This is a genomic window from Neorhizobium sp. P1_A6, assembly GCF_056406795.1.
Genome location: NZ_JBFTZM010000008.1, coordinates 171,428 through 193,816 on the forward strand (window position 1 = coordinate 171,428; position 22,389 = coordinate 193,816).

24 protein-coding genes and 1 pseudogene are annotated in these 22,389 nt (G+C 63.0%); 14 read left to right on the forward strand and 11 right to left on the reverse strand.

Annotation, left to right across the window (positions count from 1 at the left end; genetic code table 11):
- Entirely contained in the window at window positions 1–1,635 is a 1,635-nt protein-coding gene (locus tag AC1D3C_RS17825; protein WP_477483814.1) for an AMP-binding protein, read from the forward strand.
- Window positions 1,636–1,649: 14 nt separating this feature from the next.
- Here the strand turns inward: AC1D3C_RS17825 and AC1D3C_RS17830 are convergent, their stop codons facing one another.
- The 3 genes from AC1D3C_RS17830 to secA form a co-directional block, all read right to left on the reverse strand.
- Window positions 1,650–2,876 (reverse strand): GNAT family N-acetyltransferase, encoded by a 1,227-nt coding sequence (locus AC1D3C_RS17830; protein ID WP_477483870.1) that lies wholly within the window; start codon window positions 2,874–2,876, stop codon window positions 1,650–1,652.
- Window positions 2,877–2,929: 53 nt separating this feature from the next.
- The gene (locus AC1D3C_RS17835; protein WP_477483815.1) at window positions 2,930–4,351 is read right to left on the reverse strand and encodes a lipopolysaccharide biosynthesis protein; all 1,422 of its coding nucleotides are present in this window, start codon (window positions 4,349–4,351) and stop codon (window positions 2,930–2,932) included.
- Window positions 4,352–4,520: 169 nt separating this feature from the next.
- Entirely contained in the window at window positions 4,521–7,232 is a 2,712-nt protein-coding gene (gene secA / locus AC1D3C_RS17840) for a preprotein translocase subunit SecA (RefSeq protein WP_038540192.1), read from the reverse strand.
- Between the two features lie 255 nt (window positions 7,233–7,487).
- Between secA and AC1D3C_RS17845 the strand changes: the two genes are divergently transcribed.
- From AC1D3C_RS17845 to AC1D3C_RS17870, 6 genes and pseudogenes are all read left to right on the forward strand, one after another.
- A complete protein-coding gene (locus tag AC1D3C_RS17845) occupies window positions 7,488–8,357 on the forward strand; it encodes a peptidylprolyl isomerase (protein ID WP_477483816.1) in 870 nt (289 codons plus the stop codon).
- Between the two features lie 62 nt (window positions 8,358–8,419).
- Window positions 8,420–9,661, forward strand: coding sequence for a bifunctional glutamate N-acetyltransferase/amino-acid acetyltransferase ArgJ (gene argJ / locus AC1D3C_RS17850; protein ID WP_477483817.1), 1,242 nt, complete (start codon window positions 8,420–8,422; stop codon window positions 9,659–9,661).
- Window positions 9,630–10,450: pseudogene (locus AC1D3C_RS17855) on the forward strand (GNAT family N-acetyltransferase). Before argJ ends, AC1D3C_RS17855 begins: the two are co-directional and overlap by 32 nt.
- Window positions 10,447–10,860: an 8-oxo-dGTP diphosphatase MutT gene (mutT, locus tag AC1D3C_RS17860; protein WP_477483818.1), complete on the forward strand. Its 414-nt coding sequence runs from the start codon at window positions 10,447–10,449 to the stop codon at window positions 10,858–10,860. Before AC1D3C_RS17855 ends, mutT begins: the two are co-directional and overlap by 4 nt.
- Window positions 10,861–10,967: 107 nt before the next feature.
- The gene (locus tag AC1D3C_RS17865; RefSeq protein WP_038584069.1) at window positions 10,968–11,288 is read left to right on the forward strand and encodes a hypothetical protein; all 321 of its coding nucleotides are present in this window, start codon (window positions 10,968–10,970) and stop codon (window positions 11,286–11,288) included.
- A gap of 47 nt (window positions 11,289–11,335) precedes the next feature.
- Entirely contained in the window at window positions 11,336–11,509 is a 174-nt protein-coding gene (locus AC1D3C_RS17870) for a Flp family type IVb pilin (RefSeq protein WP_255761287.1), read from the forward strand.
- A gap of 17 nt (window positions 11,510–11,526) precedes the next feature.
- Here AC1D3C_RS17870 and AC1D3C_RS17875 read toward each other — a convergent pair whose 3' ends face one another.
- Entirely contained in the window at window positions 11,527–12,402 is an 876-nt protein-coding gene (locus AC1D3C_RS17875) for a class I SAM-dependent methyltransferase (RefSeq protein WP_477483819.1), read from the reverse strand.
- A 58-nt stretch (window positions 12,403–12,460) separates the two neighbouring features.
- On the opposite strand from AC1D3C_RS17875, the gene AC1D3C_RS17880 reads away from it, so the two are divergent.
- The 5 genes from AC1D3C_RS17880 to AC1D3C_RS17900 are packed head-to-tail and all read left to right on the forward strand — an operon-like array spanning window position 12,461 to window position 15,425.
- Window positions 12,461–13,237, forward strand: a complete 777-nt coding sequence (locus AC1D3C_RS17880; RefSeq protein ID WP_477483871.1) for a ComF family protein — start codon at window positions 12,461–12,463, stop codon at window positions 13,235–13,237.
- Window positions 13,238–13,295: 58 nt separating this feature from the next.
- Window positions 13,296–13,553, forward strand: coding sequence for a glutaredoxin 3 (grxC, locus tag AC1D3C_RS17885; protein WP_038548767.1), 258 nt, complete (start codon window positions 13,296–13,298; stop codon window positions 13,551–13,553).
- A gap of 12 nt (window positions 13,554–13,565) precedes the next feature.
- Complete coding sequence (locus tag AC1D3C_RS17890; RefSeq protein WP_477483820.1) at window positions 13,566–14,420, forward strand: carbon-nitrogen hydrolase family protein; 855 nt, start codon at window positions 13,566–13,568, stop codon at window positions 14,418–14,420.
- Window positions 14,417–14,845: a DUF1178 family protein gene (locus AC1D3C_RS17895; protein ID WP_477483821.1), complete on the forward strand. Its 429-nt coding sequence runs from the start codon at window positions 14,417–14,419 to the stop codon at window positions 14,843–14,845. Before AC1D3C_RS17890 ends, AC1D3C_RS17895 begins: the two co-directional genes overlap by 4 nt.
- A 1-nt stretch (window position 14,846) precedes the next feature.
- The gene (locus AC1D3C_RS17900; protein WP_477483822.1) at window positions 14,847–15,425 is read left to right on the forward strand and encodes a DUF3291 domain-containing protein; all 579 of its coding nucleotides are present in this window, start codon (window positions 14,847–14,849) and stop codon (window positions 15,423–15,425) included.
- A gap of 24 nt (window positions 15,426–15,449) precedes the next feature.
- Here AC1D3C_RS17900 and AC1D3C_RS17905 read toward each other — a convergent pair whose 3' ends face one another.
- From AC1D3C_RS17905 to ubiG, 3 genes are all read right to left on the reverse strand, one after another.
- Complete coding sequence (locus tag AC1D3C_RS17905) at window positions 15,450–15,749, reverse strand: type II toxin-antitoxin system RelE/ParE family toxin (protein ID WP_477483872.1); 300 nt, start codon at window positions 15,747–15,749, stop codon at window positions 15,450–15,452.
- On the reverse strand, window positions 15,749–16,018 hold the full coding sequence (locus AC1D3C_RS17910) for a type II toxin-antitoxin system ParD family antitoxin (protein WP_038540221.1): 270 nt from the start codon (window positions 16,016–16,018) through the stop codon (window positions 15,749–15,751). The genes AC1D3C_RS17905 and AC1D3C_RS17910 overlap by 1 nt, the downstream gene beginning before the upstream one ends.
- Window positions 16,019–16,081: 63 nt before the next feature.
- Window positions 16,082–16,828 (reverse strand): bifunctional 2-polyprenyl-6-hydroxyphenol methylase/3-demethylubiquinol 3-O-methyltransferase UbiG, encoded by a 747-nt coding sequence (gene ubiG, locus AC1D3C_RS17915; protein ID WP_477483823.1) that lies wholly within the window; start codon window positions 16,826–16,828, stop codon window positions 16,082–16,084.
- Window positions 16,829–16,869: 41 nt separating this feature from the next.
- Between ubiG and AC1D3C_RS17920 the strand changes: the two genes are divergently transcribed.
- On the forward strand, window positions 16,870–17,205 hold the full coding sequence (locus tag AC1D3C_RS17920; RefSeq protein ID WP_477483824.1) for a hypothetical protein: 336 nt from the start codon (window positions 16,870–16,872) through the stop codon (window positions 17,203–17,205).
- 552 nt (window positions 17,206–17,757) lie between these two features.
- Entirely contained in the window at window positions 17,758–18,651 is an 894-nt protein-coding gene (locus AC1D3C_RS17925) for an alpha/beta hydrolase family protein (RefSeq protein ID WP_477483825.1), read from the forward strand.
- Between the two features lie 46 nt (window positions 18,652–18,697).
- On the opposite strand, the gene AC1D3C_RS17930 is transcribed toward AC1D3C_RS17925, so the two are convergent.
- The 4 genes from AC1D3C_RS17930 to AC1D3C_RS17945 all read right to left on the reverse strand — a co-directional run bounded on the left by AC1D3C_RS17930 (window position 18,698) and on the right by AC1D3C_RS17945 (window position 22,275).
- Complete coding sequence (locus AC1D3C_RS17930) at window positions 18,698–19,012, reverse strand: hypothetical protein (protein WP_477483826.1); 315 nt, start codon at window positions 19,010–19,012, stop codon at window positions 18,698–18,700.
- Window positions 19,013–19,114: 102 nt separating this feature from the next.
- On the reverse strand, window positions 19,115–20,197 hold the full coding sequence (locus AC1D3C_RS17935) for an ABC transporter ATP-binding protein (protein WP_477483827.1): 1,083 nt from the start codon (window positions 20,195–20,197) through the stop codon (window positions 19,115–19,117).
- A gap of 9 nt (window positions 20,198–20,206) precedes the next feature.
- A complete protein-coding gene (locus AC1D3C_RS17940) occupies window positions 20,207–21,259 on the reverse strand; it encodes a carbohydrate ABC transporter permease (RefSeq protein WP_477483828.1) in 1,053 nt (350 codons plus the stop codon).
- Window positions 21,259–22,275, reverse strand: coding sequence for a carbohydrate ABC transporter permease (locus tag AC1D3C_RS17945; protein ID WP_038540242.1), 1,017 nt, complete (start codon window positions 22,273–22,275; stop codon window positions 21,259–21,261). Before AC1D3C_RS17945 ends, AC1D3C_RS17940 begins: the two co-directional genes overlap by 1 nt.
- Between the last annotated feature and the right edge of the window lie 114 nt (window positions 22,276–22,389).

Genomic DNA, 22,389 nt, shown 5'->3' on the forward strand with positions numbered 1-22,389 from the left:
ATGAAACTGCCTGCCGGAACGTCCTATGAAGACCTTTTTCGCGATTTCGCCTGGGAGATCCCGCAGCGATTCAACATGGGGGAGGCGGTCAGCGATGCCTGGGCGGAGAAATTTCCGGATCGCATCTGTCTCCAGCATTTCAGCCCGGATGGCGCTCATCGGGCTCTGACCTATGGCGAGCTGTCCGGGCGATCCGCCTCGCTTGCGAACGGCCTTGTCGCGCTCGGCCTCAAGCCCGGCGACCGCGTCGCACTTCTTCTGCCGCAGAGTTTCGAGACGGTGATCGCGCATGTGGCGATCTACAAGATGGGCGGCATTGCCCTGCCGCTGGCGCTTCTGTTCGGGGCCGAGGCGCTCGAATATCGGCTGAAAGCATCAGGTGCTGCGGCGATCGTCACCAATCCCTTCGGCCTGTCGCGGTTGGCAGCCTTAAGCGAAAAGCTGCCGGAGTTGCGGCATGTGATCGTCACTGGAGATACGCCGCCCGGCGACGGCCTGCTGGCGCTCGACGCGCTGATCGCCGCCCATCCTCCGGTGTTCGAGGTCGTCGACAGCGGTCCGGACGATCCGGCGTTGATGATCTTCACCTCCGGCACGACCGGCCCGCCGAAGGCGGCGCTGCACGGCCATCGGGTGCTGGCCGGCCATATTCCGGGTTTCCAGCTGGCGCATGAATTTGCGCCGCAGCAAGGGGACCGGATCTGGACGCCGTCGGACTGGGCCTGGGCGGGCGGCCTGCTCAACGTGCTGATGCCGGCGCTGATGCTCGGCATTCCGGTCGTCTCCTCGCCGGCCCAGAAATTTGATGCCGACATGGCTTTTCGCATCATGGCCGAGATGGATGTGCGCAACGCCTTCATTCCGCCGACGGCGCTGCGGCTCCTGAAATCCGTCGAAAAGCCGCTCGAAAAATACGATCTCAAGCTGCGGACGATCGCGTCGGCCGGCGAGGCGCTCGGCCGCGAGACCTATGACTGGGCGAAGGCGGCGCTGGGGCTGACGGTCAACGAGTTCTACGGCCAGACCGAATGCAATTTCGTGCTGTCTTCGGCCGCCAATCTCGGCGTTTCGCGCGGCGGAGCGATCGGGCGGGCGGTGCCGGGCCATCATGTAGCGGTGGTCGACGGCAGGGGCATCGAGCTGCCGGCCGGCAAGATGGGGCAGATCGCCATCCGCAGACCCGATCCGGTGATGTTCCTCGGCTACTGGAACGACGAAGCCGCGACGGAAGCGAAGTTCGTCGGCGACTGGCTGATCACGGGTGATCTCGGCCGCAAGGACCGTGACGGTTATGTGGAGTTCATCGGGCGGGACGACGACGTCATCACCTCGTCCGGTTATCGCATCGGGCCGAGCGAGATCGAGGACTGCCTGACTGGTCATCCGGCGGTGCGGCTGGCGGCCGTGGTCGGCAAGCCGGACCCGATCCGCACCGAGATCGTCAAGGCCTATATCGCGCTCGCGCCCGGCTATCGTCCGAGCGACGAGCTGGCTCTGGAGATCCGTGACTGGGTGAAGACGCGGCTGTCGATGCACGAATATCCGCGCGAGGTCGCCTTCGTCGACGATATCCCACTGACGACCAGCGGCAAGGTCATCCGCCGTCTGCTGCGCGACAAGGCGGCTGCCGAGTGATCGCTACGGGTTGATTATTCCGAACGGCCGGCGAGCGACATGATCTTCTCGCGCAGCATGCGGGCCATGTTGCGGGTGTTGCGGTAGAGGTGAAGCTGGGCTGCCACCTGGCGCACGTCGCGGTCGCCGTTCTGGCGCAGGCCGATCACCAGCGTGCCCATTTCCTCGCGCTCTTCCCAGAAACGGCTCATGATCGGATGGTCCGGAACCGCGCAACTGTCGGTGCGCATGATGTTGGCGTCTTCGAGATGCCATTCGGTCAGCTTCACCATCAGGAGCTTGCCGGGCGAGAAATGGGAGAAACTCTCGTCGTAGGCGGTCTTCCACGTATAGGCCTCGCCGGCCATGATGAAGACGATGAGCGAGGCGATTGCGCGGCCGTCGAAATCGATGGTGTGGATGCGGACGGCGTCGATTTCCGCCAGGTTGGTGATCGCTTCGCGGGCGAAGGCGGCGCGGTAGCGGTCGTTGATCAGGGCCGAGCGTTTGCGGCCCTTCCAGCCCTTGGCTTCGAGCGCCAGGAATTCCTCCATCCGCAACCGGATCTCTTCCGGCTGGCGGGCGACCGAATAGCTGAGCGAGCCCTTGTTGCCGAGATTGCGCCAGAGACGGCGCATTTCGCGGTAGTGGTGCGACGAGATCGAGTGCTTGAGATAGGCCTCGCCGTCGAGCATGCTTTCGAGCATCGGTCGGAGATGGGGATCGGTGACGGCCACCGGCAGGTTGCGGCCGATCGCGACCGCCTTGGCGAGCTGCGCGAACGGACCGGCGAGCCTGACGTCCGGCATCACCAGCACGGAGGGGAGGCGGGCTTCGCGCATGCTGAGCGCGTCGAAAAGATTGTCGATCGTCTCGGCTGAATCTTCCGCGTCGACGAGCGGCGTGCCGATCGGTCCGAAGGGGTTGGCCCAGGCGCGGATGATCGAGGCGCCGACGGAAAAGCCGGGCTTCTCGACCGTGAACGGCATCAGCAGCCGCATGCGGCTGCGCGCACCGATCTCGTCGCGGATCAGCGCCAGGCGCACCTGCTTGTCCTCGACCCGCGGCATGGCGGGGGCCAGCAGCCGGGCCGAAAAGAAGATGTTCGGCTCCAGCGCGCGGTTGGAGAGGAATTCGAGTTCTTCCTGCAGGTCGTAACCGAAGGCGGCGGGATAGAGGCAGAGTTCGCGGCCCGGCCGGCCGACCTGGAGATGGGTATCGGCATCCGGCCGCTCGGCGCGGAACGCCTGGACCATGCTCATCCGGCCGCCGCCATTGCCCTCGAATTCGCTGCTGAATGGAGGTTGCGCCATGATCAGGAAGCCTTTGAAGGAGCAGAGGGCGTCGGATCGGCAAAGGCGAAGAGCACGATGCCGAGCGTGCGCCGGACTGCGATATGCAACAGGATCGCCTCGATCATCATCGCCGACGCCGTGGCCGTGGCCGCACCCGTCAGGCCGAAGCGGGGGATCAGCGCGATATTGAGGCCGATGCTCGCCAAAAGCGTCACGCCGTAGAGCAACACGCAGAGTTTCTGGCGGCCGGCCATGCTGAGCAGGACCTCGCCGGGCCCCACCATCGACTTGGCAAGGATACCGCAAAACAGGATCGCCATCAGCCAGTAACCGGCCGTAAACGCGCTGCCGAACAGCGACAGAAGCAGCTCGCCGGAAGCGAGCGCCATAAGCCCGACGGCAAGCGACGGCCAGAAACTCCAGCGCGCGGTCTGGCCGGCAAAGGCGGCCAGCGCCGTCATGTCCTCCTCCGCCATGATCGCGGAAAAGCGGGGGCCGGCGGCAGCCTTGATCGAGAAATAGACGAATTGCACCAGTACGATCGTCTTCGCGGCGGCATAATAGATGCCGACCTGGTCTGGCGGCAGGTAAAGGCCGACAACGACGACGTCCGCATTGGTCAGCAGGAAGCCGATGCCGTCGACCAGGAAGAGCGGCAGCGAATATCGGAACCAGGCGCCCATCTCGAACCGTATCGGACCGGTCCCGTAGAGCCGGCGCAGGCGCAGCGTCAGGCGCAGCAGCTGCGAGAGCGTCGTGACATAGGTTGCCGCAAGGGCTGCCTGCATGGCGGTGACGGCCGTGTGGTCAGCGCCGAACCAGAGTGCGGCCAGCATGAACACGAGGATCAGGGTCGGGCGGATCAGGTAGGTGGGGCTCAGCGCCGTCACCGTCCAGCCGTTCGAACGCGCGGTGCCGTCGAGCACGTCGCCGAGCGCGATCATCGGTATGGTGAAGAAGGCGAGCGACACCGGCACAAGGTAATAGGGCTCGACCGTGTGGCCGTAGACATGCAGGAACAGGAAACCGAGGCCGGCCACCGTGCTTGCCGAGATCAGCGCCACCAGGCGGACGGCGAGATTGAGCCCGCGCACCGTCGCCACCTCGTCGCGTGCCCTGTGCTGGTGCAGGAAGCGGATGACGGAGGTGTGGAAACCGAGGCAGGAAAGATTGCCGGCGAGCACGACCAGAACCCAGACGAATGCGAATATGCCGTATTCGAACTCGCCCATCAGGCGGGCGAGCACGATCTGCGACACGAAGGCGATGGCGGCGCTGAAGACGCGGATCACGAAGGCGATGAGCGCGCGGCGCTGGGCGCGGGCCGTCTCGTCGTCATCGGTCAGGATCGATTGGAGCTTGCGGGTCAGCGGTGCCAGCCGGGTCCTCAGACCAGGCGGAAGCAATCTTTCCGCTGTTTCGATAACCGCCATGATGGGCACGCAATACTCGTAACGACGACGGGAACATGGGCAAAAGTGTTGCCACAGCAGGGTTAAGAAAGGGTTCGCCCGGGCGTCAAAGGATTGACGATTGCGCGGGCCCTACCGCGGAAACGACAACGCCGCCCGGCAGGGGCGGCGTTGAAAGGATGGGGTTTTCGCAGAAGCCTCAGGCCTGTTCGAAGGCACCGTGGCAATGCTTGTATTTCTTGCCGGATCCGCAGGGGCAGGCCTCGTTGCGGCCGATCTTGCCCCAGGTGGAGGGATCTTCCGGACGGCGGTCTGCCGGTGCGGCGATGAAGTTCTCGCTGTCGAAGCCGGTGACCTGGTTGAGGCCGGTCGTCGGATCGACATGCTGTTCGTCGTAGATCGCCGGCGGCTGCGGCGGCTCTGGGTTCTGCACCAGCTCGACGCGCATCAGCTGGGCGGTGACCGCCTCGCGCAGGTTGGCAAGCAGCGCCTGGAACAGCTCGAAGGCTTCCGCCTTGTATTCCTGCAGCGGATCGCGCTGGGCGTAGCCGCGGAAACCGATGACCGAGCGCAAGTGGTCGAGATTGACGATATGCTCGCGCCACAGGTGGTCGAGCGTCTGGAGCAGCACGGAGCGCTCCACATAGGTCATGATATCGGCGCCGAAGCGCTCCTTGCGCTCGGCCGCGGCCTTGTCGGCAGCCTCGGTGATCCGTTCGCGGATATCGGTCTCGCCGATGCCGTCTTCCTTGACCCAGTCTTCGATCGGCAGGTCGAGGTTCAGCATCCGGCCGACGTCTTCGCGAAGGCCCGCGGCATTCCACTGTTCGGCATAGGCGCGTTCGGGAATGTGCTTGGCGACCAGAACCTCGATCACCTCGCTGCGCATGTCCTCGACGGTCTCGGATACGTCTTCCGAATCCATCATCTCGATGCGCTGTTCGAAGATCACCTTGCGCTGGTCGTTGGTGACGTCGTCGTATTTCAGAAGGTTCTTGCGGATGTCGAAGTTGCGGGCTTCGACCTTCTTCTGGGCGCGTTCGAGCGCCTTGTTGATCCACGGATGGACGATTGCTTCGCCTTCCTTGAGGCCGAGCTTCTGCAGCATGCTGTCCATCCGGTCGGAGCCGAAGATGCGCATCAGGTCGTCCTGGAGGGACAGGTAGAATTTCGAACGGCCCGGGTCGCCCTGACGGCCGGAGCGGCCGCGCAGCTGGTTGTCGATGCGGCGGCTTTCGTGGCGCTCGGTGGCGATCACGTAGAGGCCGCCGGCGGCAAGCGCCTTCTCCTTGAGCTGTTTGACCTCTTCGCGGCTTGCCGCTTCCAGCGCATCGCGCTCCGGACCCGGCTCCATGCCTTCGAGTTCGCGTTCGAGGCGCATGTCGATATTGCCGCCGAGCTGGATGTCGGTACCGCGGCCAGCCATGTTGGTGGCGATCGTGACGGCGCCCGGCACACCGGCCTGCGAYACGATATAGGCTTCCTGCTCGTGGTAACGGGCGTTCAGGACCTGGAAATTGTTGAAGCCCGACTGGCGCAGCATGGTCGCCAGCAGTTCGGATTTTTCGATCGAGGTGGTGCCGACCAGGACCGGCTGGCCGCGTTCATGGGCTTGTTTGATTTCCTCGATGATCGCCTTGAACTTTTCATCGAAGGTCCGGTAGACCTCGTCGTCTTCGTCGATACGCTGGATCGGCAGGTTGGTCGGCACTTCGACCACTTCGAGCTTGTAGATATTGCCGAACTCTTCCGCTTCCGTCTGGGCCGTACCGGTCATCCCGGCGAGCTTTCCGTACATGCGGAAATAGTTCTGGAAGGTGATCGAGGAGAGCGTCTGGTTCTCCGGCTGGATCTGCACCTTTTCCTTGGCTTCGAGCGCCTGGTGCTGGCCTTCCGAATAACGGCGGCCGGGCATCATGCGGCCCGTGAATTCGTCGATGATGACGATCTCGTCGTTGCGGACGATATAGTCCTTGTCGCGGGTGAAGAGCTTGTGGGCCTTCAGCGCGTTGTTGATGTGGTGGACGATCGCGACGTTCTCGACGTCGTAGAGGGATTCGCCCTTCAGCAGGCCCGCCTGACGCAGCAGGTTCTCGAGCTTTTCGGTGCCGACCTCGGAGAAGTTGGCGGAGCGCTGCTTTTCGTCGATCTCGTAGTCATCAGGCGTCAGTGCGGGGATGAAGGCGTCGATGGTGTTGTAGAGTTCCGAACGGTCGTCGAGCGGGCCGGAGATGATCAGCGGCGTGCGCGCCTCGTCGACCAGGATCGAGTCCACTTCGTCGACGATCGCGTAATTGTGGCCGCGCTGGACCATCTGGCTACGCTCGTACTTCATGTTATCGCGCAGATAATCGAAGCCCAGTTCGTTATTGGTGGCGTAGGTGATGTCGCAGGCATAATTGGCGTGGCGCTCTTCGTCGCTGAGGCCATGGACGATGACGCCCGTGGTCAAGCCCAGGAAGCCGTAGAGCTTGCCCATCGTGTGGGCGTCGCGCTGGGCGAGGTAGTCGTTGACGGTGACCACGTGCACGCCCTTGCCGGCGAGCGCGTTCAGGTAGACCGCCAGCGTCGCCACCAGCGTCTTGCCTTCGCCGGTCTTCATCTCGGCAATCGCGCCGTCGTGAAGGATCATGCCACCGGTCAGCTGCACGTCGAACGGGCGCATGCCGAGCACCCGGCGGGAAGCCTCGCGCACGACCGCAAAGGCCGGGACCAGGATGTCGTCGAGCGTCTTGCCCTCGGAGAGCAGTTTCCTGAACTCGACCGTCTGGGCCGCAAGCTGTTCGTCGGAGAGAGCCTTGGTCTTCTCCTCGATAGCATTGATGGCGTCGACAGTCGGCTGGTAGCCGCGCACGCGACGATCGTTTGCCGAACCGAACAATTTGCGGGCGATGCCGCCAAGGCTGACCATACGAATGGTCCTTTCTGAAATCTGTCCCATGGGGGCGCGGGACCGGTCGAACCATCGGTTTCTGATACCGATAAAATGACCTGTCACGCCCGGAAACTCTGCTGGACGCGAAGTTGCGTGACAGATAAGAGGGGGGTCGAATGATGTCAACGGTGGCGGCCGATACAGAATGGCCACAATCCGGTGTTTGTGAAGGTTTTCTGGCCGGAATCAGACGTTCTGAAACCGGTATCCTTAATCGAAAGGTCTTTATCGATGTTGCGCCACAAGTTTCTCATGACGGCCGCGCTGGCCGCCGCGATCCTCTGCCAGGCTCCCGCCTTTGCGGCGGAGGATCCGGTCGTTGCCAAGGTCRGCGACCTCGAAATTCACCAGTCGGAACTGGAGATTGCGGTCCAGAACCTGGACCCGCAGCTCGCCCAGCTTCCGGACGACCAGAAGAAGGTTGCAGCCCTTTCCGGCGCCATCGACGTCAAGCTGCTCGCCAAGGGCGCTCTCGCCGAAGGCATCAAGGACACCCCGGACTTCAAGAAGCGGATGGATTATATCGCCGACCGCGAGCTGCATAACGCCTATTTCCGCAAGCATGTGATCGACGCCACCACCCCGGCAGAGGTCAAGGCCCGTTACGACAAGGAAATCGCTTCCCTGCCGAAGCAGGAAGAGGTGCATGCCCGCCACATCCTCGTAAAGACCGAGGAAGAGGCCAAGGCGATCATCGCCGATCTCGACAAGGGCAAGGATTTCGCCGCGATCGCCAAGGAAAAGTCCCAGGATTCCAACAAGGATGAAGGCGGCGATCTCGGCTGGTTCGGCCGCGGCCGCATGGTTCCGGAATTCGAGGAAGTCGCTTTCGCGCTGAAGAAGGGCGAATATTCCAAGACGCCGGTCAAGTCGCAGTTCGGCTATCACGTCATCAAGCTGGAAGACACGCGCGATGCTCCGGCACCGGCTTTCGACCAGGTCGAGGACCAGGTCAAGCAGCTGGTGATGCGCGACAAGTATGTGGCTCTGATCACCAAGGCCAAGAGCGAGCAGAAGATCGACATCAAGGATGCGGCCCTCAAGAAGGGATATGAAGACGTCAGTAAGATGCAGGACGGCGACGTCCCGGTGCAGCAGTAATCATTTGACGACGGGCCCGGATCTTCCGGGCCCTTTTCCTATTTGAGCCAGGTAATTATCCGATGTCCGATTCCGTTTCGCCGCTCGCTCCGAAATCCTATCCCGACATGCCGGCGATCCGCGGCGTGCGGATGGCGACTGCCGCCGCGGGGATCAAGTACAAGAACCGCACCGACGTGCTGCTGATGGTGTTCGACAAGCCCGCGACCGTCGCCGGCGTCTTCACCCGCTCCAAGTGCCCCTCGGCGCCGGTCGATTTCTGCCGCGCCAATCTGTCGCACGGGGTGGCGCGCGCCGTGGTCGTCAATTCCGGCAATGCCAACGCCTTTACCGGCGTCAGGGGCAAGGCTGCGACTGAACTCACCGCCAAGTCGGCCTCCGAGGCGGTCGGCTGCGGCAAGAACGAAGTCTATCTCGCTTCGACCGGCGTGATCGGCGAACCGCTCGACGCAACGAAATTCGCAGGCGTGCTCGGCGACATGAACAGCGGCGCCACCGGCGCCTTCTGGCTCGAAGCTGCCAAGGCGATCATGACCACCGACACCTATCCGAAGGTCGCGACCCGCACCGCCGATATCGGCGGCGTCAAGGTTACGATCAATGGCATCTCCAAGGGCGCCGGCATGATCGCCCCCGACATGGCGACCATGCTGTCCTTCGTGGCGACCGATGCAGACATCGCGTCGCCGGCGCTGCAGAGCCTGCTGTCCGCCGGCGTCGGCCCAAGCTTCAACTCGGTCACCGTCGACAGCGATACCTCGACCTCCGATACGCTGATGCTGTTTGCTACTGGTGCCGCCGCCGAAGATGGCCAGGTCCGTGTCGAGACCGCCGACGATCCGCGTCTCGCAAGCTTCCGCGCCGCGCTCAATGACCTGCTCAAGGATCTGGCCCTGCAGGTCGTCCGCGACGGCGAAGGTGCGCGCAAGATGGTCGAGATCACCGTCACCGGCGCCGAAAGCGATGCCGCGGCAAAGGTGATCGCGCTGTCGATCGCCAACTCGCCGCTGGTCAAGACCGCGATCGCCGGCGAAGACGCCAATTGGGGCCGTATCGTCATGGCCGTCGGCAAGTCGGGCGAAATGGCCGACCGCGACCGGCTGGCGATCTGGTTCGGCGACGTGCGCGTCGCCGTCGACGGCGAGCGCGATCCGGCCTATTCCGAAGCAGCGACCACCGCCGTCATGAAAGAACAGGACATTCCGGTGAAGGTCGATATCGGTCTCGGCAGCGGCCGTGCGACCGTCTGGACCTGCGACCTCACCAAGGAATATGTTGCCATCAACGGCGACTACCGGAGCTGACAGGAATTGAACGAAGCATCATCTCCTCAGAACGATCTGCCATTGGTCCGGCGGCTCGAAGCCGTTGGCTTTCGAGCCTGGCCGGCGGCGTCCGTCATTTATGACGGCAGCTGGCAGGTGCGGCTGACCGGCGGTCATCCTTCCAAGCGCTTGAACTGCATCGTGCCGCTCGACCCGTCCGATCACCGCGACATGGCGATGCGGCTCGAGAAGGCGCGCAAGCGGTTCGAGGACTATGGCCGGCAGCTGGTCGTCAGGGAGACGCCGCTTGCTCCTCCGAAGCTCATCGACCACCTCAATGCCGCCGGCTGGCGGGCGTTCGAGACCGTCGACGTCCTGACCGTAAACCTCACCGAACTGGAACTGCCGGACACGCTCGATCACCTGCCGAGCCACGATATCGGCCGGTTCTGCGACGCGAGCCTGGCGATCGATAACGAAGATCCGGCGCTGAAGCCGGCGCTTGCCGAGATCCTGAGTTCGATCAAGCCGACCTCCGGCTTCTTCATCAAGGAAAACCCGCAGGAAGGCGCCGCGGCCGTGGCGCTCTGCGTCCAGGACAACGACCTGGCCGGCATCATCTCTTTTGCCGTCGCCAAGGCGCATCGGCGAGAGGGTCTAGGCACCGAAATTCTCTCCTCGGCGCTGCGCTGGGCCCGCATCAGCGGCGCGCGGTCGGCCTGGCTGCAGGTCGTCTCGACCAACGAACCGGCGCTGGCGCTCTATCGGAGGTTCGGCTTCCGCAAGGCCTACGAATACCGCTATTGGCGGCAGGAAAGCCGGGCATGAGCGACACCCCCCGCAAGATTCTGCTCGTCGCCGCCTGCGCGCTGATCGATACCGACGGCCGCATCCTTCTGGCGCAGCGGCCGGAAGGCAAGTCGCTGGCCGGCCTCTGGGAGTTTCCAGGCGGCAAGGTCGAGCCCGGTGAGACACCGGAGGAGACGCTGGTGCGCGAGCTCGAGGAAGAGCTCGGCATCCAGACCAAGATCCCGTGCCTTGCGCCGCTCACCTTCGCCAGCCACACCTACGAGACCTTCCACCTGCTGATGCCGCTCTACATCTGCCGTCGCTTCGAAGGCATTCCGACGGGGCGGGAAGGGCAGGCGATCAAATGGGTCCGGCCGAACGCGCTGCGGGACTACCCAATGCCGCCGGCCGACGAGCCGTTGATCCCGATCCTGCAGGATCTCCTCTGATCGATAAAATTAGAGCCGCCGAATTCATACGGCGTTAAGGGATCGTTTAGCCGATTGTGGCACCTTCAAGGCTTATCCGGTAACGCGTTGATGAGGCTTTAGAAGGCATGGACGAGGAATTCTGGAAAACTGTGCGGGTCCGTCAGCGGACGACGCATGGCTCCGGCAAAACCGGCGCGCTGAATATCGCACTCCTGTTCGGGACGGCCGCGATCGCTCTTTCGCTGATCGTGACGCCGATGCTCGCCAGCCGCAATGACGAGCGCCGTCTGGCGCATGTCCAGGAAGATTTCGACCTGATCAGCACGGGCTCCATCAAGCCCGGCGAAAAGGGAGCAAGACATTATACGATCCGGCGCAGCGTATTGCAGGAAACGCCCGGTTCGGTCTGCATCGTACAAGGTTATGGCATCGGCAGCGACTGCTGACGCCGGGACTTTGAGGCCGGACTCCCATTTGATCCAAAGGTCAGTTCATGCGCCTTTTCAGGTTCCTTCTGAATAATAACAGCGGCGCGACGGCCGTGGAATACGGCCTCATCATCGGGATCATCTCGCTGTCGATGATCGCCGGGTTCACCACCTTTACCGACGCATTGACGAATACGTTCAAAACCATCTCTAACAGCATTGACGACCCTGTTCCCTGAATTTGGGTCGGGGCCGTTCAGCGCGGGCTGCGACTGTTGAGGGCGTCGGCCAGCCGCATCTTGGCGGAGCCCGGCTTCAACGGTTTTTGCTGGCTTTCGTGCGGCGTCCAGCCGGATGCGTAGATGATCGAGAATGTCGCGCGGATGCGGCCGTCCGGATCGGAATAGCGCTCGGCATAAAGTTCTGCAGCTCTCACGAAGAAACGCCTCGTCACCGGCACGCGACTGCGTCCCGCCAGCGGATTGGTCATGCCCATGGCCCGCAGATCCCGCATCAGCGGGAACAGCGAGTCGTAGCGTACCGTGTAGGTTTCGGCATCGACGACCGGCAGCGAGAAGCCCGCCCGCTGCAGCAGCGCACCGACATCGCGCACATCGGCAAATGGAATGACGCGCGGGCTTGCCCCGCCGGTCAGTTCGGCCTCGGCGGACAGAAGGACGTCCCGCATTTCCTGCAGCGTGCCCGAGCCTGGGATCGCCGCCAGGAAAAGCCCGTCCGGCTTCAGTGCCCGGCGAATGCGGATCAGCGTGCCGGGCGTATCATTGACCAGATGCAGCGACAGCGGCGACAGGACCAGGTTGACGGAATCCGGTTCGAGCGGCACGTCCTCCAATGGAGCGGCCGTGAAGGCATCTCCGGGCTTTGCAAAGGTCTCGTCGGTTTCGATCCGGCGGATGGTGCCGATCTTGCCGGTGGCAAGCGCTTCGCGGGCGGCGATGCCGGTTCCGCCATGGAGTTCGACCGCCGTCTCGAAGCGGCGCTCGACGACCGCCAACCGGTCTGCAAGCTCGCGGCCGGCGATATCCAGAAGAAAGGCGGCGTTGTTGTCCTGAGTGGTTATCGCCCGTCTGCGGCGGGCACTCACCAGCTGTTCGTCGAAGAGAATTTCCATGGTCGTCCACTCGTATTCTGCCGTCGCAAAGGCGCGTTCCATCCGCTATTGTCAAGTCATGTCCGCCGAGCCGAACGTCAATGCCCTGCGACTTTTAACATCGTTCGCCGAGGGGTGGACGAGATGGATCGGCGATTTCGTCTATCCGCCGATCTGCCCCGGCTGCGGGGTGCGGACCGGCGCGCATCAGGGCTTCTGCCCCTCCTGCTGGCGGGAAATCCGTTTCATCGAACGGCCCTATTGCGAGAAGCTCGGCCTGCCGTTTTCCTATGATCCGGGGCCAGGCATTCTGTCGGCGCAGGCGATTGCGGAACCACCCGTCTTCGACCGTTTGCGCTCGGCGGCAATCTTCGAGGGCGCCGCCCGCGACCTCGTCCATTCGCTGAAATACCGCGACCGCACCGACCTTGCGGGGATGATGGCCGGCTGGATGCTGCGCGCCTCCGATGGTTACGTGGAAAACTGTGACGCCATCCTGCCGGTGCCGCTGCATCGGTCGCGGTTCGCCTCGCGCAAATTCAACCAGGCGGCGGAGCTCGCACGGCATCTGTCGCAGAAATCCGGTCGGCCGTTCCTGCCGTCTACCCTCATTCGCGTCAAACGCACCAACCGACAGGTGGGGCTTACGGCGCGGGCCCGCGAGGATAATGTACGGGCGGCCTTTGCAGTCGCGCCGCGCCATGAGGACCGCGTTTTCGGCAAGCGGCTGGTGCTGGTCGACGACGTCTACACCACCGGCGCGACGGTTTCTTCGGCCACGCGTGCCTTGCGGAAAGCCGGCGCTGCGGAGGTCACTGTTTTGACCTTTGCAATGGCTGTCGGCGGGCCTATATGACAGAAGAAAACACTATTGCGCGCGGCCTTTCCCCGCCTGGTCGCGCCCGGAGACGATCATGGCAGAGGTCACTATCTATACCCGCGAATATTGCGGTTACTGCGCGCGCGCAAAAGCTTTGCTGGATACAAAGGGCGTCGCCTATACCGAGCATGACGCCACCTATTCGCAGGAACTGCGCCAGGAAATGATTGGCAAGGCGAACGGCCGCTCGACTTTCCCGCAGATCTTCATCGACGGCACACATGTCGGCGGCTGCGACGATCTGCACGCACTCGACCGGGCCGGCAAGCTGGACCCGATTCTGGCGAACTGAGAGGTTTCTTCCATGGCTTTCAAGGCTGCCGCCATCCAGATGTGCTCCGGCGTCGATCCGGAAAAGAACGCCGCCGACATGGCGCGGCTGGTGCGTGAAGCGGCGGCCCACGGGGCGACCTATATCCAGACCCCGGAGATGACCGGTTTCCTGCAGCGGGACCGCAAGGCCATGCGCGCGGTGCTGCGCGACGAAGCGGGCGATATCATTGTTTCGACCGCCCGCCGCTTGGCGAGCGAACTCGGCATTCACCTGCATATCGGCTCGACGGCGATCGCCGTCGACGGCGGCAAGATCGCCAACCGCGCCTTCCTGTTTGCGCCGAGCGGCCGGCAGATCTGCACCTATGACAAGATCCATATGTTCGATGTCGATCTGGACAATGGCGAGAGCTGGCGCGAAAGCTCGGCCTATGAGCCGGGAAGCGAAGCGCGGGTCGCCGGTCTGCCGTTCGCCAAGCTCGGTTTCGCGATCTGCTACGACGTGCGATTCCCGCAGCTTTTCCGCACCGAAGCCTTGGCCGGCGCCGAGATCCTGACCGTGCCTGCCGCCTTCACCCGCCAGACCGGTGAGGCCCATTGGGAAATCCTGCTGCGCGCCCGGGCGATCGAGAACGGTGCCTTCGTGATCGCCGCCGCTCAAGGGGGCGTGCATGAAGACGGCCGCGAGACATTTGGCCATTCGATGATCGTCGACCCCTGGGGCAAGGTGCTGGCGTCTGCCGGCGGCACCGGCGAAGGCGTCGTGCTCGCCGACCTCGATATTGCCGCAGTCGCCGCAGCCCGGGGAAAGATCCCCAACCTCAAGAACGCCCGCGAGTTCTCGCTCGATGCGGTTCCCGACGCGGCGGGAGAGGTGGCCGCTTGATCAAGTATTCCCTCTCCTGCGACAATGCCCACGCGTTCGAAGGCTGGTTTTCGGAAAGCGCCGATTTCGACCGGCAGGTCGCGAGCGGCTTCCTGACCTGTCCGGTCTGCAATTCCGCTGCGATCTCCAAGACGCTGATGGCGCCCTCCGTTTCGACCGCCCGCAGGCAAGAAGAGAAGCAGGCGATGGTGATGGACCTGGCACGCCGGGAGGCGATCGCCAAGCTCAAGGAAGCGGTGGCGGCGATCAAGGCCAATGCCGAGGACGTCGGTGAAAAATTTCCCGAGGAAGCCCGCAAGATCCACTACGGCGAGGCCGATGCCCGCGGCATCATCGGCCAGGCGAGCCTTGGCGAGGTGCGCGACCTGCTTGAAGAAGGCATCGAGATCGCGCCGCTGCCGGTCATTCCCGAAGACGCGAACTGAGATGACCGGGACGGCGAGGCGGCTGGCGATCTATAATTTCGGCCTGTTCGTCGCTCCCTATGAAAACCCGGAAGTCGAAGGGTTTCGATTTCGCGAGCCGGCCAATTTTCAGGCTGCCGAGCAAGCGGAAGGTTTTCTGGGCCGGTCCGGTTACGCCGGCGAGCCGGGTCCGCGAAGCTGGGGACCACAGGTCTTCCCACGTTTCATCGAGGGCAGCGGCTTTGTGACCGCGCCTTCGACGCTGTCTCTATGGGCCGACCTCGAATCCCTGATGGCCTTCACCTATAACGGCGTCCATGCCGATGCGCTGAAGCATGCCCGCGAGTGGAACGTCGAGCGGCGATGGCCGGCGCTGGTGCTCTGGTGGACCGAAGGCAAGCCGGACTGGGCCGAGGCGGTCGAGCGTTTCGAGCATCTCCACGATCATGGGCCGGGGCCCAAAGGTTTCCATTTCAAAGAACCTCACGGACCGGACGGCAACAGAACAACGGTCGACCGAACCCGAGTACGCGAACTTTCCGCGCGTAATGCGGAAAAGCAGTCGGATCTGCTTGCGCATGTGCTGTCAGTGGGAGTGTAGCCGAGCGGGAGAGGGCGGGGATGATCAATCTTCTGGAAAGAGGATGCTTTCGTAGTCCTGGGCGCCGTGAAGAATCCTCAAGACGACCAATTCCGCATCCAAAATCTCGTAAAAGATGAGGTAACTCCCATGCGGCCGACGGCGGATATGGGCGGCGCTGCTATGCGGCACCTTGGAGAAAGCGAGCGGCATTTTCGCCAACTGGAGGCACTTGCTCTCCAGTTCCGTGACGAAGGTATCGGCGCGAACGGGATTTGACGGAAAGATGTAGTCGCCGATCCTGACGAGATCCTCGATGGCTTCCCGCGACAGGGTGACTTTCATCACCGCCCGCTTTTGGTGATACCCAACCTTCTACGGACTTCCGCGAATGCTTCGTCGATCGGCACCACTCGGCCGGCCCGAACATCGTCGAGCCCCTTCTGCAATTCCGCGTCAAGCTGCTGGCGTGCGCGTTCGCGCTCTTGGCGCTGACGCAAGACCGTCTCGATATACTCGCTGGTCGACGCAAACGATCCGCGCTCGACCTCGTTGCGAACGAAATCCTGGATGTCCGGCTCCAGCGTCACGGTGATCTTCACGGCCTCGCCCATCGGTCTCTCCAAAAGGAAGCTTTGCAAAGCTTATCACAGCAACGGCAGGCCTTGGAAGTTGTCTCACGCAGGCCGCTTGGCTAGCATCATGTAGTTGACGTCCATCTCTGGCGACAGGTTCCAGCGGTCCTGCAGCGGATTGAAGAAGACGCCGGTGCGGTGGATGATGTCCATGCCGGCTGAGGAGATCGGCCTTTCGAGCTCCTCCGGGCGGACCAGCTTTTCGTATTGATGGGTGCCGCGGGGCAGCCAGCGCAGGATGTTTTCGGCGGCGAAGATCGCCAGCGCGCCCGCCTTGAAAGTGCGGTTGATGGTGGCGACGAACATCAGGCCGCCGGGGCGGACCATGTTGGCGCAGGTCGTCATGAAGAAATTGACGTCCGCGACGTGCTCGACCACTTCCATGTTGAGCACGACGTCGAACGTCTCGCCGGCTTCGGCGAGCTGCTCGGCGGTGACGGCGCGGTAGTCGACCGAGGTGCCTGTCTCAGCCGCGTGGGTGGAGGCGATGCCGATGTTCTTTTCCGACGGATCGGCGCCGACGACGGTCGCGCCCATGCGGGCGATCGGCTCGGAGAGCAGGCCGCCGCCGCAGCCGATATCGAGGATGCGCAGGCCGGAAAGCGGCAGGTGGCTCTTGCGGTCGCGGCCGAAGTTTTCACAGATGCGGTCGCGGAGATAGGCGAGGCGCACTGGGTTGAACTTGTGAAGCGGCTTGAACTTGCCGGTCGGGTCCCACCACTCGGCGGCCATCGCGGAAAACCGGTCGACTTCGCTCTGGTCGATCGTCGTGCGGGCGGCTTCGGTCATGGCTCTACTCCTTGTTCCGCTGTTGAAGTCGGATGCAGCGGATGAGAAGTCAAGAGATGTTTCTTGGCGCGCCGCCTTGCCGCAACCAAGATGCAGGCGCGGAGCACGTCGAGATTCGGTTCATCGATCGCTATCTGCTGAAGCTTCTGCAAGGTCTGTTTGAAGAGTTCATAATGTTGCGGTTCGCGATTGGCGATGCAAAGCGGAAGGTCGGCGCAGGCCTTGCCGCTCAGGCCGATTTCCTGCTGGGCACGGACTTTCCAGATCTGATGCGCCGATGGCAGCATCGGGCCGCTGCAGACACGCCGGCGGCGGCAGGCCCGCAAATGGCAGAAGCCGTTGCCCAGAAAGCCGATCGACGCCGTGGCGCGACATAATTCCTCGTGCTGTTCGGCGCGAAGCTTTTCGTAATCGCTAAGATCTGGCTTATCCATGTTCTTCCTTGCCTAATCTCAAGGCGTACTCATCCCTTGGTGCTTTTGCGTTTCGTCTTCGGGTTCTCCCCGAGGATCGGCCGGGACACGTCGTGTGCCTCGAATTGAAATTTTAATAATGACACGCGACGTGTCCCGTTCGGTGTATTTTTCCGCACAACTCCGGTCCCTCTGCGGCGGTATGGACCTCCTTGCGGAGCCATACCGGGTTGTGTGCGACACACGCACGCCCCGCCAGAAGGCGAGAGGAGGACCATTTTCTGCGCAGCCCCTGGCAACCCGCCTGCATGACGGCGGATCATCAAGGCACCGGTCCCATCTCGCCGGTCATGCGGGCCGGTGTAGCCGAAACGGGACGGGCAGATTGTAGGCATGAGACCACAAGGCGGGGATGCGAGGGGATGAGATTTCGTCTATGTCATTGAAGATCTGGCAGGCACAGATCGCGGTTATCCTCTCTGGAGGGGAGGGATGGCGCACCGGGAGGAGGGCAAGATGGCGATCACGGTTGAGCGATTGAAGGAACTGCTTGCCTTCGAAGAGGTCTCCCTGACGCTGGCGGACAGTTCCGCGGAAAACCGCGACGGCTATATTCTCGAAAGGTTGCGGTTTCGGTTGAACGACGGCACCGAGGTGCGTGGCTTCCTGACCCGGCCGAGCGAAGGGTTCCTCACCCGCGGCCCGGCGATCCTCTATGCCCATGCACATGGCGCTCGCTGGGATATCGGCGCATCGGAACTGATCGACGGGCGGCCGGCTCTACTCGACGCCCCGGGGCCGGTTCTGGCGCGCGAAGGTTATGTGGCGCTTTGCATCGACATGCCGACGTTCGGTGAGCGCGCGGGGATCACCGAGGACGCTGCGACCAAGGCGGCACTCTGGCATGGCAAAACGCTGTTCGGGCAGATGCTGTCCGAACAGGCCGCGGCGCTGGCCTGGCTTGTCGGCCGGCCGGAGGTCGATCCGCAGAGGATCGGCGCTACGGGGCTTTCGATGGGTGCGACGCTCGCCTATTTCCTCGCGGCGCTGGATCCGAGGGTGAAGGCGAACGCGCATTTGTGCTGCTACGCGGATTTCGCGACGCTGGTCGAAACCGGCGCTCATAATCGGCACGGCCATTACCTGACCGTGCCGGGGCTGCTCAAGGAAACTTCGATCGGCGAAATTGCCGGGCTGGTGGCGCCGCGGCCGCAGCTGATCTGCGTCGGCTGGGACGATCCGCTGACACCGCCTGATGCGGTGGAGCGCGCCTTTGCCGAGACGGAAGCCGCCTATCTGAGGGCCCAGGCGCTCGGTGCGCTGGTGTTTCTGCCGCAAGCGGGCGTCGGTCACCGCGAGACGGCGGAGATACGGCGGGCGACGTTGGCCTTTTTCAAGGGCTATCTGTAAAAGGGGGACGTGCAGGTCAAAAGCGGTCGTAGAGGCTGCGGCTTGCTCAACTTGCCTTGATCGTTCGCATCTGCCGGTCGAGCGTATTGTAGGCTGCCTGTATAATGTCGAGATCCTTCATGGCGCCGATCGCGGCAATCTCCTTCATCAGCTCGCCAATTGCGGTATCGATGGCGGGGGCAGGCCTGGCGGCAGCAGTGGCCGCGGCAGTTGCAAGCCCTTCGGCAGAACCGCCAAGAACGTAAAAAAGTTCTATCGCGGCCACGAGACAGGCCTGGCTGCGTTGCTCTTGGTCGGAGGCGAAGTTTTCACCCACGCTTGCCGTTACCAGCGCGACAGCTCTGTTCTGATACTCGCCCATGATCCTTCCCGATGATGACGCTTTGCCCAAGGGGCATATTAGCGCTCAACTTCCTATCATCGGGTTATCAGCTTATCCTAATGAACCGCCGCAAGGCGCGGTTCATGTCCCCTTCACCCTCAACCCATTCCTGTCGAACAGGTGCAGCGGGGCGCCGGCGACGGAGAAATAGGCTTCGTCGCCCGGCGAAATCGGCTTCTGGCCGGAAACCACCGCGAGAAGCTTTTCGCCGTTCAGATCCGCATGGATGACCGTCTCGGAGCCGAGCGCCTCGACGAGACGCACCTTGACCGTGAGACTGCCGGGATCGCCGGCAAGCGTGATGTGCTGCGGGCGGATGCCGATCGTCAGCTTGTCGCCGACGGAAAGCGAATGGCCCGAGAACGGCACGAGAAGGCGGTGGCCGCCGGATGTCGTAAGCGTTGCGGTGCCGGTCTGCAGCTCGGTGACTTCGCCGGCCAGGAAATTCATGTGCGGCGCGCCGATGAAACCGGCGACGAAGCGGTTGGCGGGCGTGTTGTAGAGGTCGAGCGGCGTGCCGACCTGTTCGATCTTGCCGGCGCGCATGACGACGATGCGGTGGGCAAGCGTCATCGCCTCCACCTGGTCGTGGGTGACGTAGATCATCGTTGAACCGAGGCGGGCATGCAGGGCCGCGAGTTCGGCGCGCGTCGAGACGCGCAACTCGGCGTCGAGGTTCGACAGGGGCTCGTCGAGCAGGAACGCGGTCGGGCGGCGCACGATGGCGCGGCCGATCGCGACGCGCTGGCGCTGGCCGCCGGAAAGCTGGCCGGGCCGGCGTTCCAGATAGGGCTCGATCTCTAGCATGCGGGCGGCTTCGGTGATGCGCTCGGCGACCTCCGCCTTCGGCATGTTGGAGTTTTCGAGGCCGAAGGCGAGGTTCTGGCGCACGCTCATATGCGGATAGAGCGCATAGGATTGGAAGACCATGGCAAGGCCGCGATCGGCGGCCGACACGTCGTTGACGCGCTTGCCGTCGATCTCGATCTCGCCGCCGGTGACCTTTTCAAGCCCGGCGATAGTGCGCAGCAAGGTCGACTTTCCGCAGCCGGACGGGCCGACGAAAACGATGAACTCGCCGTCCTTGATCGCGAGGTCGATGTCCTTCAGGACGTCGACCGCGCCGAAGGACTTCTTGATTTTGGTGAGTGTGATCTCGCCCATCGGGGATCCTTACTTCAGGCCGGTGCCGGCAATGCCGGTGGTGATGAAACGCTGCAGGAAGATGAAGACCAGCACGACGGGGATCATGGTCACGACCGTCATCGCCAGGATGAAGTGCCACTGGACGTTCAATTCGCCGGAATAGATGCTCAAACCCACCTGCAGGGTGTAGAGTTCGCGCCTCGACAGGACGATCAGCGGCCACAGGAAGTCGTTCCAGCGCCAGACCACCGAAAAGATCGCCAGCACCGCGAGCGCCGGTGCCGTCAGCGGCAGAACGATGCGCCAGTAGATCTGCCATTCGGACGCCTTGTCCATGCGCGCCGCGTCGATCAGCTCGTCCGGAATGGTCAGCATGTATTGGCGCAGGATGAACACGCCGGTCGGTGTCGCGACCGTCGGCAGGATGACGCCCCAGAGACTATTGAACAGCCCGAGCGACGAGATGATCGAGTAGAGCGGCACCATGATCACCGAAAGCGGCACCATCAGCGTCGCGAGGATGATCAGCATCGCCAGGCTGCGGCCTTTGAACTCGTATTTCGACAGCGCGAAAGCGGCCATGGAATTGACGATCAGGGTGATCAGCGTCGCCGTCACCGTCACGAAGACCGAATTCCACAGGTAGCGCAGGAAGTCGAACTGGGTGAAGGGCGTCGTATAGTTTTCCGTGGCGAACGAGACCGAGCGGACCGGCGTCCGGTCGTTGATATTGACACGGACGATTTCTCCAGGCGCCTTCGGATCGACCATCTGGGCGACCAGACCGATGCGGCGCACCTCGGCCAGCACCCTGGTCGAGCCGTCCGGCATCTTGGCGTCGAAGAGCTGCAGCGGCTTGTCGTAACCCTGGACCGTCGCCTGGCTGGTGATATAGGGCAGGATCGACGGCGGGAATTCGGCAAGTGCCGCCGGCGTCTTGAACGATGAGAAGGTGAGCCAGACGGCCGGGCCGAACATGATGATCAGTCCGCCGATCAGCCAGACCCAGGTGACGATGTCCGTCCAGTGCCAGCTCTTGCCGCCGCGGCGGCGCAGAATGAAGCGAGAGGCTACACCCATCAGCGTTTCCCCTTCTTTTCGCCACGCTGGCCTATGCCGAGCTGGATCAGTGTTAGGACGACGAGCACCAGGCCCATCAGGATAGAGGCGGCAGCGGCAAGGCCCGGATTGCGGAGCGCCGAGGCAAAGCCGGTCTCGTAGATATACTGGGTCAGATAGAGTGTGCTGGTGCCGGGACCGCCGCCGGTCAGGACATAGACCTCGTCGAAGATCTGCACGGCTTTGATCAGCGCCAGGACGACGACGACCAGAAGGTTCGGGGCGAGAAGCGGCAGCGTGATGCGCCGGAAGACGCGCGCCGGCTTGGTGCCGTCCATTTCGGCGGCTTCATAGAGATCCTTCGGGATCGCCTGCAGACCGGCGAGCAGGATCAGCGTGTAGAGGCCCATATGCGCCCAGATCGATACGCCGATCGTGGCGATGAAGGTCCAGTTGCGGTCGGTGAGCCAGGTATAGGGCTCGATGCCGAACTGGTAGAGGCCGAAATTCAAGAGGCCCTGGCGCTGCAGGATCCACTTCCAGATCAGGCCGACGACGACCGGCGACAGGAGGACCGGGAAGAAGAATACGGCGCGCCAGAAGGAGCGGGCGGCGAGATCACGGTTGAGGATCAGTGCGGTGATCAGCGACACGCAGATCATCAGCGCCACCTGCAGGATGACGAACCAGAACGTGTTGCCGACGGCGGCCCAGAAGGCATCCTCCTGGCAGGACATCGGATCGAGGTAGTTCGTGCAGGTGAAAAGGCGCTGATACTGCTCGGCGCCGACGAAATTGCGCTCGGAAAGGAAGAAGGCGGTGCCGCCGGTCATCGAGTAGACGAAGTTGATGACGAGGGGCAGGAGCACGAAAATGCCGAAGATCAGCATGTTCGGGGCGAGGAAAACAGTCGCCATGCCGCCGATGCCGGTCGCTTTCTGGACGGCGCGCAGCGGTATGTCGATGATGCGCATCAAGAGATGCACGGGCGCCATGAGGAGGCTGCCGAGGCGGTCTGTAAGGGACGTCGTGCTCATTTCAATGACTTCCTCCCCTTGGCCTGGTTCTGTTCGTTCGGCTGTATCGATTCAATGCATATGGAAAAAAGGCGTTGCGGCTGGCCGATCTCCCCCCTTGAGGGGGAGATGCCC